Source organism: Couchioplanes caeruleus (genome assembly GCF_023499255.1).
Taxonomy (GTDB): domain Bacteria; phylum Actinomycetota; class Actinomycetes; order Mycobacteriales; family Micromonosporaceae; genus Actinoplanes; species Actinoplanes caeruleus_A.
Window position 1 is genome coordinate 8,383,060 of record NZ_CP092183.1, and the last position, 15,851, is coordinate 8,398,910.

Genomic DNA, 15,851 nt, shown 5'->3' on the forward strand with positions numbered 1-15,851 from the left:
ACGACTCGCCGGGCCCATGGGGTGATCAGGCCGTGACGGGGCGGATGGCCGGGTATTCCAGCCAGGGGTCGCGGAGCGCGTCCAGTCGTTGGCGTGCGTGCTGGGCGTGGCTGACCCGGAAGTAGGCCATGATGCGGGGCGTCGCTGAGGTGTTGCGGCCGACAGCGTGGGGCACGAGGTGGTGCATGAGCAGCACGTCCCCGGGCGAGCCGAGTAGCGGGGTGCCCTGTTCGGCGTCGATGCGCGGGGGCACCTGGTCGGTCATACCGATTGACCATTCGGTCCGGAACCATTCCGCCATGTCCACATGGCCACCGGGCACGTACCGCAGCGCGCCGCCGTCGGAGTCGGCGATCTCGGAGAGCACGACGCCGGCCAGAAGCGTGAAGGTCCGCAGTTCGCTGGCGTCGAGATGCGGGCAGGCTACGCCGTCGACGTGCATTGCCTTCTCGGGCTGGGTGACGCCGGTGTCTGACTCGGGGACGCGGATCTGGATCTGCGCCGTGACGACCGGCTCGATCTCGGGTACGAGCGAGGTCACCAGATCCGCGACGCCGGATTCGTGGAACAGGGCGAGGACGTCGTGGTCATTGCCGAGGTCGGGGGCGAAAGTGCGCTGGGTGTAGGAGCTGATGAGGGCGGGATCCATCTCGGTGCGGTACCAGCCGTCAACACTCGATCGGACGCGGTCGACGAGGTGGCCGGGGACGAAGGCACGGCGGACAACGGCGCCGTCTCGGACGAAGGCGGCCATCTCCTGCGGGGTCAGTGCGGTCTGCATGGGTCCTCCCGGGGCGCGGATTACGGATCAGGGTTGTTCAGGCGAGCCAGGATGTCGGGGCACCGGTTGAGGGCGCTGGCGATGATCTGTTCGCCGAGTTCGGCGGTCGCTCTCCTCGCGTTGCCGCCGATGATGCCGAGCTGGGACATGGAGGGGTTGTCGGAGTTCCATGGCCACGTGGTGCCTCGATCGAGGACGAGCCGTCGGGTGCCCTCGGCATGGTCAGGGTCCGGCTCGTAGCTGTCCGGCAGACGTTCCAGGCGGACGTCGTCGGGGGCGAGGGCCAGCATCACCGATGTCTCGCGGAGGCCGGCGTGCACTTCGGGTAGTTCGCTGTCTGCGCGTACGGTGGCCAGCGAACTGGGGTGGATCACGCAGACGTTGACGTCGTGCCGTCGGTGCAGGTCGTAGATGACGGCTTCGAGGATGCCGCGGTTGCCGCCGTGCCCGTTGACGATGAGCAGGTTGCGGGCGGGCGTGGATCGGACGTATTCGCCGCAGGTGGCGTCGATGAGGTCCGTGAGCACTCTGACGGGGAGGGTGATGGTGCCAGGTGCCCAGTCGTGCTCGGGAGATAGGCCGTACGGGATGGTGGGCAGCATCCACAGGTCGTGGCTGTCGCCGTACTGGTGGACGAGTCTGGCGGTGAATTGCTCGGCGATCACCGTGTCGGTGTGCAGGGGCAGGTGGGGTCCGTGCTGTTCGTACGAGCCGATCGGCAGGCAGAGAACCGACGCGGAGGTCAGCGCTTCGGTGATCTTGTTAGTGGTGAGCCGGCCGATATGCCGGTCGAGGACGTGGCTCACGCCTGGCTCCGACGGCCGATGCGGATAAGGAACTCGTTCTCCTCGTCGAAGGTGTCGTCGCTGCTGAATTCGGTCAGCGTGCGGGTGACGGTTGCCTCGAAGTCGGCGAGCCGATCCCCGAACAGGTGGGGGGCGGCGAATGAGGTGGAGTAGAGGTAGCCGAGGATGCTCTCGGTGGACCACACCCGCTGGACGGGCACGCGGAACTCTTCGACCTGGTTGAATGCGGACTCTTCCATGATTTCGCTGTAGGGGCGGTTGTGGTGGTTGAAGACGCCTGCGCCGGCCCGGCGTTGTTCGCCCAGGAAGTCCTGGATGACGGAGCGGACGGCAGTTTTCCAGGGGCTGGAGGCCACCCAGAAGCTGTTGTCGCCGAAGATCGCCACCGCGCCGTCTTCGGCCACCTGGGCTTCGAGGCGTTGTAGCACCGCAGCCTGGTCGAGCCAGTGGAACGCGCGGCAGATGGTGACCAGGTCGGCGTGCCAGTCCTGCGGTGGGGTGAATTCCTCAGCGGAGAAACGCTGAAGAACCATTCGTGTTCCGTCCGGAACCATGGGGCGCATGGCCGTCTCGGCGGACGCCAGCATGTCGGCGTCGTTGTCGATCGCGATGATGTCGTCGAACTGGGTGAGCAGCGCCTCGACGACCAGCCCGGTCCCGGTGCCGATGTCCAGCAGACGCCGGGGGTGCCGGTCAGGCACGGCGGCGGACAGGATGTCGGCGACCTCCTGTGGGATTCCGGGGCGGTACTTGCGGTAGTGCTCGACGGTTCCAGCAAAGGTGCTCATCGGTATCTCCCTGCGCAGATTTCCCTGACGTGTCTGGTGGCAGCGGCAAGGTCCGTTGCCACCAGAACATTGGATTTGACGGCCTCGGTCGCTTCGGGCAGGGGACGGCCCCCGGAGATCCAGATGGCGCGTGCCCCGACCCGAGTAGCCCCGAGGACGTCGCACTCCCAATCATCCCCAATATGCACCATCTGCGTAGTATCGATGCACCGCTGGGCGGCAACAGCCTCGAACGCGCGGGGGTCGGGCTTGGCGTACCCGATTCTGCAGGACGGGAAGTGGTCGTCCACCCATGGCGCTAGGAGCTGCCTCAGCTGCGGCAGGTCCGCCTCCACGCACGTGACGTTCGACAGCGTCACCACCGGCAGCAGGACGCTGATCTGTTCGAGTGCGGCAGCTGCGAACGTGAACAGACGCAGCGGCGTGGCGGTCGCATGGCGCGGAAACGCCGTGACCGGGATCCGTAGTGTCCGGCACACCTCTTCGACTACCTGATCGGTGATAGCGGGTGCCGTGTGCAGTCGTTCGCGCAGCAACTGTACGGCGGCGCGGCGTGCCAGCGGCGACGCGGCGACCAGGGCGGCCGTGATTCCGGGGCGATCCGTGGTGCCGATCGTGCCTCCGACGTCCACCGTGACGAGCGCTGGTGCCGCGGCCGAATGATCGCCGTCGTTGCTCCCAGGTGCTTCGGCGGCAGGGCTGTCCACTGAGGCGACGGCGTCCGCGATGACGGCAATGCGGGCTTGGCGGATCGTTTCGGTGGTGGCTTCTTCCAGGAAAGTCAGCGCGTAGCGCAACTCTGCCTCGTCGAGTAGGTCGAGCGTGCGGTGCCGCCGTGCGACCTCCAAGGCGAGGTCTTCAGGAATCGTGCGGCGCCGCGACCCGTGCGACAGGTGCAGAACCCCGGAGTACGTGTCCGTGGCGCCGACCAGGGCGGTTGCCTCCACAGGGCGCAAGACGGTCACGTCGTCGAGAGTGATGATTCGTACGGGGACTCGCTGCTGACCGCTGTCCAGAACGCCGGTAAGGAAGGTGTCGTATCCGACGAGTCGTTCGGTGAGTACGACCTGCGGGGTCCCGTCGCCGTCGCTGATGGATCCTGTGATCGGCAGGCTGTGGGCGGTTGCGGGCATCAGCGTCTCCGTGGGGTCGGGCCAAGCCCAGGTGCGCTCGGCACTACTACCTGCCCGCCCTCGCATTCGAGCGGGTCGGTGAACAGGAGCTGTCGGTGGGGTTCCCATTGCAGCTGGTACTCGACGGCGGCAATCGCCTCGGGGAACGCCGCCGCGAGGTGCACCGCCGGAAGTAGCGACCGACCGTGCGGGTACACCGGCACGCTGGCCGCTGCTGCCTCGGCCACCAGCTCAGCCGCGACGGTGAGGCCGCCGCAGCCGACGACATCGATGGTGAGCGCGCCGAGGTTGGGCAACACCAGCAGCTCTTTCGGGTCGTCGCCGAGATGAAGTCGCTCGCCGAGAGCGAGAGCGGGGTACGGGCATGCCGTCGCGATATCGCTGTATCCGGTGCCGTCGTAAGACGCGAGAGGTTCTTCCAGCCAGATCATCTTCGCGTGGTCGACTTGTTCGCTGAATCTGAGCGCGAGTGTCGGGTCCCAGGTCCAGAGAGCGTCGAAAGCGGCAGGTGATCCCGCAGCCTCGGCGACTTGGTGGACGACGCCGGCCATGCGCCTGGCGTCGTCTGCGATGGGAAGGCCACGGCTACGGCGCAGGCTCCACTTGGTGAACTGCCAGTCCTGGCTGGTTATCCGCCGGATCGTCTCTGCGTCAGCCAGTTGTACGTCCAAGGTGAGCCAGGACGCGTACGCCGGGACGTGGCTCCGTGCCGTGGTGGAGAGCAGGGCTGCGACGGGTCTTTGCTCGATCCGTGCATGTACGTCCCATACCGCGCAGTCGAGGGCGCCGACGGCCCAGGACGTGACGGCATCGCCCGACTTCGCGGAAGCTGCGTGGAGCGCGGACAGCAGGCCCGCGTGATCGGTGACGTCCGTGCCGATAGCCGAGGCCGCGAGGCTGCCGTCAAGCGCGGTGGCGGCGGCTACGCTGACGGGTCCGTACCAGCCGATCTGACCGGCAGCGTGAACAGCGACGAGGTGGCCGTCGTCTCCGGGCCCAATCAGATCTGTGCAGTCGATGATCTCGACCTTGTCGATTATCAGGCCGTTCATGACCGCACCGCCTGGAGGCGGTCTGCCGCAGCGCACACACCGGCGACGTCCATCCCCATCGTCTCGGCCATCTCTCGCTGGCTCATCGGCCGCTCAGGCTCGTGCCATCCGATGACCTCGACCGCTCGGCGGAGCCGATTCTCGATCAGCCCCCAGACGGCGGCCGGGTGGCCGAGCGTGACGATCAGGAGCGGCGTACCGGAGCCGAAGTAGCGATCGATCTCCTCGGTCGACAGGCCCGCCGGCCATCTGCTGGGTTGGCCGAGGACCGTCAGGTCGTGCACGGCCACGACGCGAACGCGTGTTCCGTTACGGCGTCGTATCTCCGGAATAGCCTCGCTGATCACGGCGGCCGGTAGATCGCCGACTATCACCAGGGTCAGATCGGGTTCGTCGAGGTCGCTCAGGTGGGGCCAGACGGCGAGGCCACGTTCGAGTTCTTCGTCGATCGTCTCCATCGGTCGATTCGTGACGGCGTGTTTACCAGCGAGGATGACGTTCAGCCTGCCGGTCGAGCAGAGTGCGTCGTCGACGGCTGCGGCCAGCCTGCCGGGGTCGGCGGGCGTCAGCACCCGCACCGCCGGGTCGCCGGTTGCGAGCAGCGCGGTGATCAAGGAGGGGTCGCCGTGGGTGTAGACGTTGTTCCAGCCGTACGAGGTCAACAGCAGGTTCAGGCTCGGTCGGCTGGGCGATGATCCGTTGATGAGGCGGCGCTGTTTGAGTAGTTGGACGAGCCCGGTCGTCAGCAGGGGCGCGAACGCTTCGTAGGAGATGAGCAGACCGCGTCGGCCCGTGGCGGTCCAGCCGGCCAGCCAGCCCAGGAGAACCTCTTCGGCGAGGATTTCGCTGACCCATGGTTCGTCAACGAGTTCACCGAGCCGGTTGGATCCCATCTCGTCGGGACTGAATACGCGGAGATCGCCGGTGGCAGCATGCCGCCGCAGGACCGTGGTCACCGCCTCGGAGAAGCTGCGGCCGACCTGAAGGCTTACCGACCTGGCTCTCGCTACCCGGGGGCGAACGACGCGAGGGTGGGCGTCACGCCGGATCAGGTCCAGGGCGTCGGCCAGCATTCCCTTTGCCGTGCCGTCCGTGTTGAACAGTTCAGCGGGCCGGTATGAGGACAGCCAAGCGGTAAGCGCGGCGAACTGCTCGGGCCGGTGTTGCGGATCGGCGATGGGCGTCTTGTGGGCATTCGGCGAGTTCAGGATGGGACGTCCGGATACTTCTGACGGCCCGCTCCATCCCTTGACGCATCGCAGGAAGATCACCGTGCGTGTGCCCGCGGCGGCGGCAGCCGCGGCGGCCTGGAGTGCGCGATGAAACTCTTGGTGCTCGTTGTAGCTGGCCGCGTCGACTCTCACCACGGCAGGCTTCCATCCGAGCGCGTCCGCGTATGCGCACAGACCGGCATCGTCCATGCGGCCGAGTTGCGACCTCCCGCCCATCCGATAGCCGTTGACGTGCACCACCGGCAGGACGGGGCATGGTCCGGGCAATGCATGCGCGGCCAGCCAGGAGGCTGCGGTCGTCGGCGTCTCGCATTCGCCGTCGCCCAGAATCGGCATCACCACCCGGTCGGGAATGTCGAGCGCCATGCCCTGCGCGAACGCGAGTGCGCCTCCAAGCTGTCCGCCGAGATAGGACCCGGCCGGCAACAGCGGCGACACCTCGGCGCCGAGTCCGCCGACGTCGGGGAAGGAGCGCACCAACCGGCTGAGGCCATCGGCATCAGGTGAGAACTGGGGCCGTATCGCGGCCAGTTCTCCGGTCAGCCAGGCCATCGCGATCTGGACGACACCCGCGTGGCCCGCGCCGAGAATGGGCATGATCTCGACGGAACCGCCGAGTGAGCCGATGGCGGCATGACTCAGCGCGAAGGCGGTCCCGGGGACCGTTCCCCAGTGGCCAGCAGGACGGGGCTTGACCTGCTCAGGTGCCAAGGGCTCCAGCGACAACGGGTTGGAGTTCAGATGAAGCTGAGCAACGCTCACGTAGGTGACGGCGCGCCACAGGGCGTCCGCGAACCGGGCGGCATCCCTCATCTCGCGCTACCGGCTACGGTGTCGGTGATCAGCGCCTCGTCGCCGAACGTGAAGTACCACAAGGGCCGGTAGCACTCCCAAGCTACGGGGCGCAGGCCGGTCGGTCCGACACTCGTCTCGATGGCTCGGCGAGCCTCCAGGTAGAAGGCGAGGTCATCGGCGGCCGGTGCCCGCAGGCCTGCCATGATCGAGTTGTGGGCTTGGTACACCTGGAAGTTCGGGAACTCGGTGATGTGCGGCGCAAGAGCGTCGATGCCCTCCGTCATTGTCGGCAGCGAATCCAGTCCGACGATGTAGGTGTAGGAAGTATTAAGGCCGGCGCGGCGGGCCAGCGCCAACAGATCCGGCATCTGCTCCACGAGCAGGGTGGCTTTGCTCGCCTTCAGCATCAGGTCACGCCGGGTGAAGCACTCGGCGGTCAGCCGCAGAACGAACGGCGCAACATCTGCGGCGATCTGCTCGAATGCCTCGCCACTGCGGATGACCGAGGTGAGGAATCCGATCCGGGCCGAAATCCGATGACGAGAGCAAGCTGCCCGCAGCGCGACCAGGTGCTCGACAGCTGCGTGCTCCCGCTCGAAGCAGCCGGTGGATACCGTCACCTCCGCCAGTTCGGCGAGGCTTCGTCGGGGATGCTGCTCAACGAGCGCCGCGAACAGTTCATCCAGAGCTCTGTCCTCGGCCAGGCGCGGATCAGCTGCGGCTTCGAGCGTGTTGGGGCAGAAAGCGCAACCTGTGCAACGACTGCGTGCGTTCGGGTTGAGCGTGGCCGCCCGCCCACCGTCGCGGAAATAGCCTCCCACCGCCTCGTCGGCATCGATGCGCTCGACGTGCCCGATCAGCCGGCCCTGGATGACCAGGTCTTCGCCGGACAGCTCGAACGGTGACTCCTGAGCGTTGAGCGGCACGATGACCTGCCAGGCGACGCTGGGCTCGCTGACGAGGCGCACCGCGACCCTCGCCCGGTGCCGATCCTGATCTGATGAGATTCCGTACAGGTTGATGGCGATCAGTAGCACGTCCTCAAGGGGCACCCGGTGCTCCATGGCGAGCCGTTCGATGTTTCGGATGTCAGCTACCGGGTTGCCGAGCGGTCGGAAGTTGCGTGTTACGGGCACCATCGCTGCTCCTCATCTAGTCGCGAACCGGCCGATTTCTTCGTAGATCCCAGCGGGCATCTTTTATGGCGCCGGGAGGACGATTCTTGGTCCAGGCGACGCGAGGCTTACAGGACAATTCTTTTCGATTTTCCTGGCACTCCCCCTTCCCCTAGTTGACTGCGTGGTCAAATAATCCGAGCTATCGCTCCGTACATTGCGGTGTCCGCCACCGAAGCAGCGGCTTGTGGTGATCTATCGGGGCGCCATCGCACAATCGGAACTACGCCAGGATCTATTAGGTCCAGTCCGTCAACGAAGCGCGCAACGTCAACCCGCGTACGTGGCCGGAAAGTGCCTTGATCGTCGCCGGTGCCGGTGAACGCGGTCAGTTGCTGAATGATGTCTTCGGGAAGTGGGTCCAAGGTGGCATGTGACAACGCGATGTAGCTGCCGTTGGGCAGAGCATTGACGAGCCGAGCTACGAGGTCGTGCGGGTTCTCGCTGTCGTCGAAGAAGTGCAGGACGGCGAAGAGCAGCAGCCCTACCGGTTTGGTCAGATCGATGGTTGCGCGAACGGCGGGGTCGGCGAGGATCGTCTCGGGGGTGCGCAGATCTGCTCGTATGCAGGTGGTGGTGCCCTGCGGTGAACTGGTCATCAACCCCCGGGCGTGGCTTACTACCATGGGGTCGTTGTCCACGTAGACAACCCGAGACGCTGGAATTATTTCCTGGGTGACTTCGTGAACGTTAGGCGGCGCAGGAAGACCAGTGCCTATGTCAAGAAACTGCTCTACTCCGGCTTCGGCGGACAGAAAAGCGACGGCTCGGCGCAGAAATCTGCGGTTCTCCTGCGCCGCTGTGCGAATCTGTGGAAATGCCGCGGCGATCCGATCGGCGGATTCGCGGTCTGCGGCGAAGTTGTCTTTCCCTCCGAGCCAGTAGTCGTATCTTCTGGCAGGATGAGGTCGCGAGGTGTCTATCGCCGACTGCGGCGTGCCGCCGTTGTCCAGAGCGCCGGACTCTCGCATAGTCATCTGGTTCTTCCTACGATCTCGTTGGTGCCGTTCCGGTGGAGATGTCCAGCGGTTCTGAGCAACGGGTGTTACGAGCTGTCGTGTGGACGTCAGTGCATAGCGGCCACGGCCAGGTCACCGCGGCCTGCGTCGACGGCGCGTACTACGGCGCTGATGGCCGGGTTGTCGTTGTTGTCGGCAACGTGTTCGAGCCATGGGTTCAGCTCGCGGACGGGCATGGCGTCGTACAGGAATTCGGCTAGCTCCAGGGCTGCGACCAGGCCGCACAGGGCAGCGCATTCGTCGCCAGGAGGGGTGGGCCGGTAGCGGGCGGTCTCGGCGTAGTGGGCGACAGCGTCACGGATGTGAGCGCGTGCCCGTACGGCGAAGCCGTAGTGCACGGGTAGATGGGTTTCGGTTTTGACCAGTCCGGCCAGTCGGCGTCGCGTAGTTCGTTGAAGCAGTCCTACGGTGACCAGTGCGGCCCGGACCCGCTCGTACAGGTCAGCGGCGGCGAAGGACCGGAGGACGCCGCGTAGCTGATCGGCGTCCCGATGGGTGCGGATGACCTGCTCGATGGTGGTCAGCGCGGCATCCCACAGGGTGTTGGCGGTGGGTCCGGTCTGGCAGAGCGTCAACCGGCCCGGCTGGCGTTGCCATTGACGGCGGAAGTCGTCGTAGTGATAGCCGACCGCGACGTACTCCTTGAACGCCAGTTCGAGCAGGAGGGCGCCGGCCAGACCGAGTTCGAGGGACTGCTGGTTGATCAGCAGGTCACCGGTGTCATCGTCGTGGGCGAGGAGATACAGCTCGGCATGCAGGGGTAGGACGCCGCGTGGGTCGAGTCGGAAGGTGGTGGGCACGGGGTTGGCCTTGTCAGCAGTCGCGAACATGGTCATGGCGCGCCGGTCCCGGTGGCATCGGGGTGCGGCGTGGCGCGTAGCCGCTCGTGGGTACCGCCGTATAGGTCAGCGCCTCGGAGAAGGTGTTTGGGCAGGCTGGCGAGCATGGTGTAGTTCGGATCTACGACGTTGCCGACCGGTGCGGTGCCAGCCTGCGCGACGAGCTGGTAGGCGTCGAGGGTGTCGAGGCCAGTCAGTTGGGCGGTCCAGCCGACCAGATCGTGTTGGCTGATCCGGAACGCGTCTTCGAGAGGGCGGGCACAGCCGACGGACATGATCGCGTTATCGGACTCGATCCGCGGCCACAGCGTCGGCACGCCTTTGATCACTTCGATGGCGATGGTGGTCGTCATGGCGACCTCGACCGCGACCCCGCTGGCCTCTCCTTGTCCTTGGCGGGCGTGTCCGTCGCCGAGGCCGAGCATCGCTCCGTGCATGTTGACGCCGAGGTAAAGGGTGGTCCCGGCGCGTAGCTCCGGGGTGTCCATGTTCCCGCCGTGGGCGTCGCAGGTAATGGTGCTGCGGGCTTCGAAGGCGGCGGGGGCGACTCCGACAGTGCCGTGCATAGCGTCCAGCGGCAGGTCCGCTGTGAAGTCGGAGTTGCGGGCGCGGTAGCGCACCAGCCCGGCCTCGGCGTCGATGTCGTAGAGCCAGACCCGCTCCTCCAACGGCGGTTGCAGGGTGGCCGTGTGGGAAGTGGACGTGAGCGCCCCGAAGTGCGGGAACGTGCTTGAGACCCCGGTCTTTCGGGCAGGCACGATCGACAGGAAATGCACGGCGAGGGTATCCCCGGGCTCGGCGTCCTCGATGAAGAACGGCCCGGTGACCGGGTTCAGGTACGGGAACGTGCAGACCTGACTCGGCAGGTCGTCGACGGTGGTGACGGCGCCGCCGAAGCAGTCCTCGGTGAACAGCGTCAGCACGTCGTCGGAGCGCAGGCTCGCCACCGGCGGCACCCCGCCGAACGTGTAGGCCAGGTCCTTTGCCGTCGGGGTGTACGTGCGTTGTTCTCCCATGAGCGTCACGCCTCCTGACGTGCATGGGTCGCCGGCTGTGACACGGGTGCGAAGCCGGACAACTCCGGTCGGCGACCGGTCAGGTAGAGGCCGATAAGCACCAAGACGCCGAGACCGATCCAGATGAATCCGAGGCGCTGGGCGGCGACGTTCGCGTTCCAGACCACGAACCCGAGGATTGTCGCGCCGACCAGCGGCATCAGCAGATGAGCGATCAGGTTGCGGCTGCGCTTGCGGATGACGTGGTAGACGATCACCGACAGGTGCAGCAGCAGGAACGCGGTCAACGCCCCGAAGTTGATCAGACTCGACAGCAGGGCGATCCCGTCGCCGCGCTGGTTCATGTACAGGCCGAGCGCGAGCGAGACGGCGGCGACGAGCAGGATCGCGTTTCGCGGCACGTTGCGTTTGCGCGACACCTTCGCCAGGAACGCCGGGAGTTGCTTGTCGCGGGCCATCGCGTACAGCAGCCGGGAGATCGCGACCTGCGCCACCATCGAGTCCGGCAGGCCCCAGGCGATGGCGGTCGCGACCGCGCACACGGTGGCCAGCCATGGTCCGGACGCCACCTCGGCGGCCGTGTAGAACGCCGTCCCCGCCGGATCTCCGTTGGTGATCAGCGCTTGCGGGTCGGGAGTCAGGATCGCCGCCACCCAGGTTTGGGCGATGAACAGCAGACCGGCGACGAACAAGGCCCCGGCCATCGCCCTGCCGATCGCTTTCGATCCGCCCTTGGCCTCCTCGGCGAGCATCGCGATGCCGTCGAAGCCCAGGAACGAGAGCACCGCCACCGAGGTCGCCCCGAGCAGCAGCGACCAGCCGAACGTGTTCGGGTTGTACAGCGGCTCCCAGGTCCACCGGCCGGCCCCGCTGATGATCGCCCATATGCCGAAGCCGAGGAAGATGAGCAGGACGACCAGTTCGCCGATGAGCATGATCCAGGTGAATCGGGCAGTCATCCGGATCCCCATCGAGTTCACAACCGTGTTCGCCGCGACGAAGGCGATCAGCCACAGCCACACCGGGATCGCGGGTACGGTCGCGTTCATCGCGACTGCGGCGACCAGGTACAGCAGCGAGGGCACCAGGATGTAGTCGAGCATGATCGCCCACCCGGCCACGAATCCGACGGGGGCGCCGATGCCCCGGCCTACGTAGTTGTAGACCGACCCGGATAGCGGGAACGCCTTCACCATCTGCGCGTACGAGAACGCGGTGAAGACCAGCGCGACGACACCGATCGCATAGGCCCCGACCACCATGCCGCCGGAGGCGGAGAACACCGCGCCGAAGATCGCCATCGGCGCAATCGGCACCATGAAGATGAGGCCGTAGGCAAGCAGGTCACGGAACCGCAGCGCGCGCCGCAACTCCTGCTGATAGCCGAACCGCTGTAACTCCTCGACCGGATACGACACCGGGGATGTCCCTTCACTGGCTCTGTATGGGGGTTTTGGGTCCGCCCTCGGGAGATCGGGCAGACGGAGGTTGCAGGGGCACGAGGGCCGAGTCACAACGGGTGGACCGCGCTACCCGCCGCCGCGCCCGATGGCAACGACGGCGGGCGCGGCTTACACGCGGCGGACGAATCGCACGTCGTCGACCGTCCCGCCGACCTCGATCCGGGAATACAGGTGGAACAGCGCCTCGGGCGGTTTCATCGACCCGCCCGGCGTGCCCTTGCCCGGAGCGCGAGAAGCCGCCTCCGCACGCACGAGCCGCTCGATGTTGTCCGCGTCGAGCGGCCGGAGGCGGCATCCGCATACCGACCGGTACTCTCGCTTCGACGCCGGCGAACTCGAACGACAAAACCGGGCACCACAGCGGCAGAAGAGCAGGCCACATAGCGGATACGACCCGGTCGACCCGGCTCGCCGCGTGATCTCGTCATTGGTCGCGCGCACAGTCGACTCCTTCGCTGCCGTCACCAGTGAGTACCGATGAGGCACCTGTTCACGGCCGTGCGGCTGGTCGCGCCGTGAGAAGGCGGACCAACCGCACGGCCGGGTCCGGCCATCGCGCTCGGGGGAAGGCTGTGACCGGACAGGAGGGGAGGACGCGACCCCTGCCGTTGCGCACCGGCCGACTACCGCAAGGTGCGGGCCGTCGCTGCCAAAGCGCTGGGGCATGTCGTCGACGTCGGGTACTGCGGCACCGTTACGACGTGCGGTCGGTGCCGGTGACCCGCTGGCAGTCATCACATCCTCCTCGGTGCCAACCAGATTTTGGGTTGCCGTGCTGCGACAGTCCGGCGAGTGTTCGTTGCACAAGCCATCGATATGTCGCGTGTGGTGTGCCTACGATTACCGACAGTCGGCAGGCTCGGAACCCCGAATTACCGGGAGTTTTAGTAGGAGAGTTACCGGGAGAACGGGCTCTGAGCTGCACGTCTATGGCACGGGCCAGAACCGGTGAGCCCTCCAGGGCGCAAAGCCGGGGTTACGCTCTGGCCACACCGGACGATGCCGCACGGCCCCGACAGTCGCGGTGTTGTTCACGTTGATTAGTCCGCGCCGGAGGAACCTCGATGGTCAGCCCATATGTACGACGGCGTCGCCTCGCAGCTGAGTTGGTCCAATTGCGCGAGGAACATGGCTACTCGACGGTCCGGCTCGCCACCGCCGTCCGAATGCCTCGGCAACGCATCAGCCAGCTCCAGAATGGGCACGTCCGTCCGGCTGACGACGAGATCGCCCGCATCCTCGACGTCCTCCGAGTCGGCGAACGTCGCCGGGAACAAATCATGTCCATAGCCAGGGACGCCCGGGAACGTGGCTGGTGGGAGAAGTTCCGCGACGAGATGGGACCGCAGCAGGCCCTGTACGCCGACTTGGAGGCCGGCGCCCGTTCGATCGCCGAGTACCACCTGACGCTGCTGCCCGGCCTACTCCAGATTCCGGAGTTCACCGAGGTCCGCGCTCGCGCCAACCGCGGCATCCGCCCCGAGGCGTTCGATCCGACCCGCGCATTGGAAGCCCGCGCTGTCCGGCAACGTATCCTCGATCGAGCGGACGGACCCAGCTACGAGGTCATCATCGATGAACTCGCGATACGCCGGCCCGCAGCACCGCCGGGTGTGACCAGAGCCCAGCTTCTTCACCTCGTTCGGGTCGGGCGTGGGCGGCGGAAGGTCACCATCCGAATCCTGCCGCTATCGGCCGCCTTGCCCGGGTACGTCGTGCCCAAGTCGGCCTTTTTCACGTATCGCTTCCCCGACCCGAAGGATCCGACCGTTGTCGCCGTCGACACCGACGGCGAGGATTTGGTCCTCACGACACCGGCCCAGACCGGCCATTACGTCGACCTGTATCAGCGCCTTCAACAGGCGGCGCTGGACCCCGCCGGAAGCCTTGATCTCCTCGCCGCAGCGGCCGAGGATCTGTCCGACCATGCAGGGAGCAGATCATGAGTCTCAGCAAGTTCGCGAACTGGTTCAAGAGCAGCTACAGCGATGGCGCCAGCAACTGCGTCGAGGTGGCCTTCGCCGATGACGAGACGGTCGGCCTGCGCGATAGCAAGAACCGTAAGGGCCCCGTCCTCGAATTCAACCGGGGCGAGTGGTCCGCATTCATCGAGGGAGTCCAATCCGGAGAGTTCGAGCGCTGACGGTCCCCGCAGGCCTGAGAGTTGATGCGTCATCTCGTCGAAAGGTGAGACGTTGTGGACGACGGAAGTAGCCCCAACACCAAACTGATCGATGCTCGCGGCCGTACGAAGTCCCCAACCGGCTCCGGCCGCCCCATGTCGCGGCAGGAGCTGGCGGAGGCAGTCAACGCCTGGCAGTGGTCCAGATACGAACGCGACGATCGGCTGGACGAGACCGACATCGGCAAGCTCGAACGCGGTGAGATTCGCTGGCCTGGCCGGACCCGCCGGGAAGGCTTCCGAGCCGTCCTCAGCGCGACGACCGACGCAGAACTGGGCTTCTTCCGAACCAGACGCATCCGCTCTTCGGATACGGCCGTCTCGGTGGCCCAAGTTCCGCGGCTGCCGCCCCTGATGACCAGCACAGGGCTGACCCAGCGTGGGCCCGGATCTCCTCGGGCCATGGAGAATTTGCTGCGATCGACCGGTGGGCAGTTCTTCGACGGAGAGTCGATAGACACCCGAACCTATCCCGCCGTCGATGACGGACGGATTCTGGCAGCGGTCCCAGCCGACTTCGCGGCGAGCCGGTTTCTCACCCGCGCCCGGCGGGGCCTGGTGGTGGGAGCCATCGCCGATGACGACGGCTCTACGGGCTACGGCCTTGACACCCGGCAGGCTCGCCGGCGCCTGGCGAAGGCCGGTCCTGGGGCACGCCTGCTGATCCCGCCCGCATACGTTCTGGATGACGTGACAGTCGGGATTCTCTGGGCGGTGGTCAACCTGGACGAGCCACTCCTCAATGACGACTCGCTGCTTCATGATCTTCAGCAGGAACTCCTGCCCTACGAGGCAATGCCGAGCTCGTCACTTGGGCGAGATCTCGCCTCGGGGTTGACCGCGGTGTCCCAGATGTGGATAGGCAGCTACTTCTGCGCTCACCACATCCTTCGCCACCTCGACGGCCTCGCCGACATCCCGGAGTTCTGGACACGGGAACGGCGCGGCGAAGAGGCCAGTACCTGGCTTCTGTTCAGGCACAAGTACGACTATCTACGGGCGATAGCCGAGCGGTTCGCCGGCGGACCGATGACCCGAGCGTTCTGCATCCCGCCGGACGCAGTCGTCGCCTCGCCGCCCGGTGAACGCATCCTGCTCCTCCTCAGTGCCGCCCTGATGGAGTCGTTCGGCATCCAGGTCAACGTCTGCACTGAGACGGAGTACTCGGCGGTCGAGGGCTTCGTTCTCGACCGGGGCCGCGAGGCCATCGTGGCGAACTGGGTCGGCGCCGACGGGATCTGGCAGGTCGGCGTGACCACCGATCACCCCTCCGTACGCGACTACGGCGAGATCGCCGCTTACACCGGGGCGCACTCCGCCATCACGGGCCCGCACGCCGGCCGTCGACTCCGGATGCTGGCCGACTACCTGGAACTGGACTGGGCGTGGCTCGTCGAGCGCTGCCGACAGCTGGGCGAGCACGGATGCAGCGGATTCGCCGCACCCCGGAGCCGGCTGCTTTCCGTCGCAGGAGTTGACCGCGCCTGCCAGTACGTGGGCGAAGTCGGCATGATCAGCCGATAGGCTCCGATTATCCGTTCCTTGAACTGGAGGACAGCCACTGTGGGTG

Annotated in this window: 15 protein-coding genes; 3 read left to right on the forward strand and 12 right to left on the reverse strand. The window is 66.3% G+C overall.

Going from position 1 to position 15,851, the window contains the following annotated elements; genetic code table 11:
* Positions 1 to 25: 25 nt before the first annotated feature.
* The 12 genes from COUCH_RS38580 to COUCH_RS38635 form a co-directional block, all read right to left on the reverse strand.
* Positions 26 to 754, reverse strand: coding sequence for a phytanoyl-CoA dioxygenase family protein (locus COUCH_RS38580; protein WP_249610045.1), 729 nt, complete (start codon positions 752 to 754; stop codon positions 26 to 28).
* 47 nt (positions 755 to 801) lie between these two features.
* The gene (locus COUCH_RS38585) at positions 802 to 1,587 is read right to left on the reverse strand and encodes a creatininase family protein (protein ID WP_249610046.1); all 786 of its coding nucleotides are present in this window, start codon (positions 1,585 to 1,587) and stop codon (positions 802 to 804) included.
* Entirely contained in the window at positions 1,584 to 2,375 is a 792-nt protein-coding gene (locus COUCH_RS38590) for a class I SAM-dependent methyltransferase (protein ID WP_249610047.1), read from the reverse strand. Before COUCH_RS38590 ends, COUCH_RS38585 begins: the two co-directional genes overlap by 4 nt.
* Complete coding sequence (locus tag COUCH_RS38595; RefSeq protein ID WP_249610048.1) at positions 2,372 to 3,508, reverse strand: HAD family hydrolase; 1,137 nt, start codon at positions 3,506 to 3,508, stop codon at positions 2,372 to 2,374. The genes COUCH_RS38590 and COUCH_RS38595 overlap by 4 nt, the downstream gene beginning before the upstream one ends.
* Positions 3,508 to 4,560, reverse strand: a complete 1,053-nt coding sequence (locus COUCH_RS38600; protein WP_249610049.1) for an enolase C-terminal domain-like protein — start codon at positions 4,558 to 4,560, stop codon at positions 3,508 to 3,510. The genes COUCH_RS38595 and COUCH_RS38600 overlap by 1 nt, the downstream gene beginning before the upstream one ends.
* Positions 4,557 to 6,605 (reverse strand): hypothetical protein, encoded by a 2,049-nt coding sequence (locus tag COUCH_RS38605; protein WP_249610050.1) that lies wholly within the window; start codon positions 6,603 to 6,605, stop codon positions 4,557 to 4,559. Before COUCH_RS38605 ends, COUCH_RS38600 begins: the two co-directional genes overlap by 4 nt.
* Positions 6,602 to 7,726, reverse strand: a complete 1,125-nt coding sequence (locus tag COUCH_RS38610) for a hypothetical protein (RefSeq protein ID WP_249610051.1) — start codon at positions 7,724 to 7,726, stop codon at positions 6,602 to 6,604. Before COUCH_RS38610 ends, COUCH_RS38605 begins: the two co-directional genes overlap by 4 nt.
* Positions 7,727 to 7,890: 164 nt before the next feature.
* Entirely contained in the window at positions 7,891 to 8,739 is an 849-nt protein-coding gene (locus tag COUCH_RS38615; protein ID WP_249610052.1) for an SAM-dependent methyltransferase, read from the reverse strand.
* A gap of 89 nt (positions 8,740 to 8,828) precedes the next feature.
* The gene (locus COUCH_RS38620; RefSeq protein WP_249610053.1) at positions 8,829 to 9,617 is read right to left on the reverse strand and encodes a GOLPH3/VPS74 family protein; all 789 of its coding nucleotides are present in this window, start codon (positions 9,615 to 9,617) and stop codon (positions 8,829 to 8,831) included.
* A complete protein-coding gene (locus tag COUCH_RS38625; RefSeq protein WP_249613953.1) occupies positions 9,614 to 10,636 on the reverse strand; it encodes an acetamidase/formamidase family protein in 1,023 nt (340 codons plus the stop codon). The genes COUCH_RS38620 and COUCH_RS38625 overlap by 4 nt, the downstream gene beginning before the upstream one ends.
* Before the next feature lie 5 nt (positions 10,637 to 10,641).
* Positions 10,642 to 12,054: an APC family permease gene (locus COUCH_RS38630; RefSeq protein ID WP_249610054.1), complete on the reverse strand. Its 1,413-nt coding sequence runs from the start codon at positions 12,052 to 12,054 to the stop codon at positions 10,642 to 10,644.
* 153 nt (positions 12,055 to 12,207) lie between these two features.
* On the reverse strand, positions 12,208 to 12,540 hold the full coding sequence (locus tag COUCH_RS38635) for a hypothetical protein (RefSeq protein WP_249610055.1): 333 nt from the start codon (positions 12,538 to 12,540) through the stop codon (positions 12,208 to 12,210).
* Between the two features lie 623 nt (positions 12,541 to 13,163).
* On the opposite strand from COUCH_RS38635, the gene COUCH_RS38640 reads away from it, so the two are divergent.
* From COUCH_RS38640 to COUCH_RS38650, 3 genes are read left to right on the forward strand one after another with little or no spacing between them, the layout of a single operon-like run.
* On the forward strand, positions 13,164 to 14,045 hold the full coding sequence (locus tag COUCH_RS38640; RefSeq protein WP_249610056.1) for a helix-turn-helix domain-containing protein: 882 nt from the start codon (positions 13,164 to 13,166) through the stop codon (positions 14,043 to 14,045).
* Positions 14,042 to 14,242 (forward strand): DUF397 domain-containing protein, encoded by a 201-nt coding sequence (locus COUCH_RS38645; RefSeq protein ID WP_249610057.1) that lies wholly within the window; start codon positions 14,042 to 14,044, stop codon positions 14,240 to 14,242. Before COUCH_RS38640 ends, COUCH_RS38645 begins: the two co-directional genes overlap by 4 nt.
* A gap of 54 nt (positions 14,243 to 14,296) precedes the next feature.
* Positions 14,297 to 15,805 carry an XRE family transcriptional regulator gene (locus COUCH_RS38650; protein WP_249610058.1) on the forward strand — a complete coding sequence of 503 codons (1,509 nt, stop codon included), beginning with the start codon at positions 14,297 to 14,299 and terminating at the stop codon, positions 15,803 to 15,805.
* Positions 15,806 to 15,851 lie beyond the last annotated feature (46 nt).

What these genes read in the sequence shown, in the direction of transcription:
- COUCH_RS38580 (WP_249610045.1), bottom strand. Translation starts at nt 754, where the DNA reads ATGGCCGCCTTCGTCCGAGACGGCGCCGTTGTCCGCCGTGCCTTCGTC.
- COUCH_RS38590 (WP_249610047.1), bottom strand. Translation starts at nt 2,375, where the DNA reads ATGAGCACCTTTGCTGGAACCGTCGAGCACTACCGCAAGTACCGCCCC.
- COUCH_RS38595 (WP_249610048.1), bottom strand. Translation starts at nt 3,508, where the DNA reads ATGCCCGCAACCGCCCACAGCCTGCCGATCACAGGATCCATCAGCGAC.
- COUCH_RS38600 (WP_249610049.1), bottom strand. Translation starts at nt 4,560, where the DNA reads ATGAACGGCCTGATAATCGACAAGGTCGAGATCATCGACTGCACAGAT.
- COUCH_RS38605 (WP_249610050.1), bottom strand. Translation starts at nt 6,605, where the DNA reads ATGAGGGATGCCGCCCGGTTCGCGGACGCCCTGTGGCGCGCCGTCACC.
- COUCH_RS38610 (WP_249610051.1), bottom strand. Translation starts at nt 7,726, where the DNA reads ATGGTGCCCGTAACACGCAACTTCCGACCGCTCGGCAACCCGGTAGCT.
- COUCH_RS38615 (WP_249610052.1), bottom strand. Translation starts at nt 8,739, where the DNA reads ATGACTATGCGAGAGTCCGGCGCTCTGGACAACGGCGGCACGCCGCAG.
- COUCH_RS38620 (WP_249610053.1), bottom strand. Translation starts at nt 9,617, where the DNA reads ATGACCATGTTCGCGACTGCTGACAAGGCCAACCCCGTGCCCACCACC.
- COUCH_RS38625 (WP_249613953.1), bottom strand. Translation starts at nt 10,636, where the DNA reads ATGGGAGAACAACGCACGTACACCCCGACGGCAAAGGACCTGGCCTAC.
- COUCH_RS38640 (WP_249610056.1), top strand. Translation starts at nt 13,164, where the DNA reads ATGGTCAGCCCATATGTACGACGGCGTCGCCTCGCAGCTGAGTTGGTC.
- COUCH_RS38645 (WP_249610057.1), top strand. Translation starts at nt 14,042, where the DNA reads ATGAGTCTCAGCAAGTTCGCGAACTGGTTCAAGAGCAGCTACAGCGAT.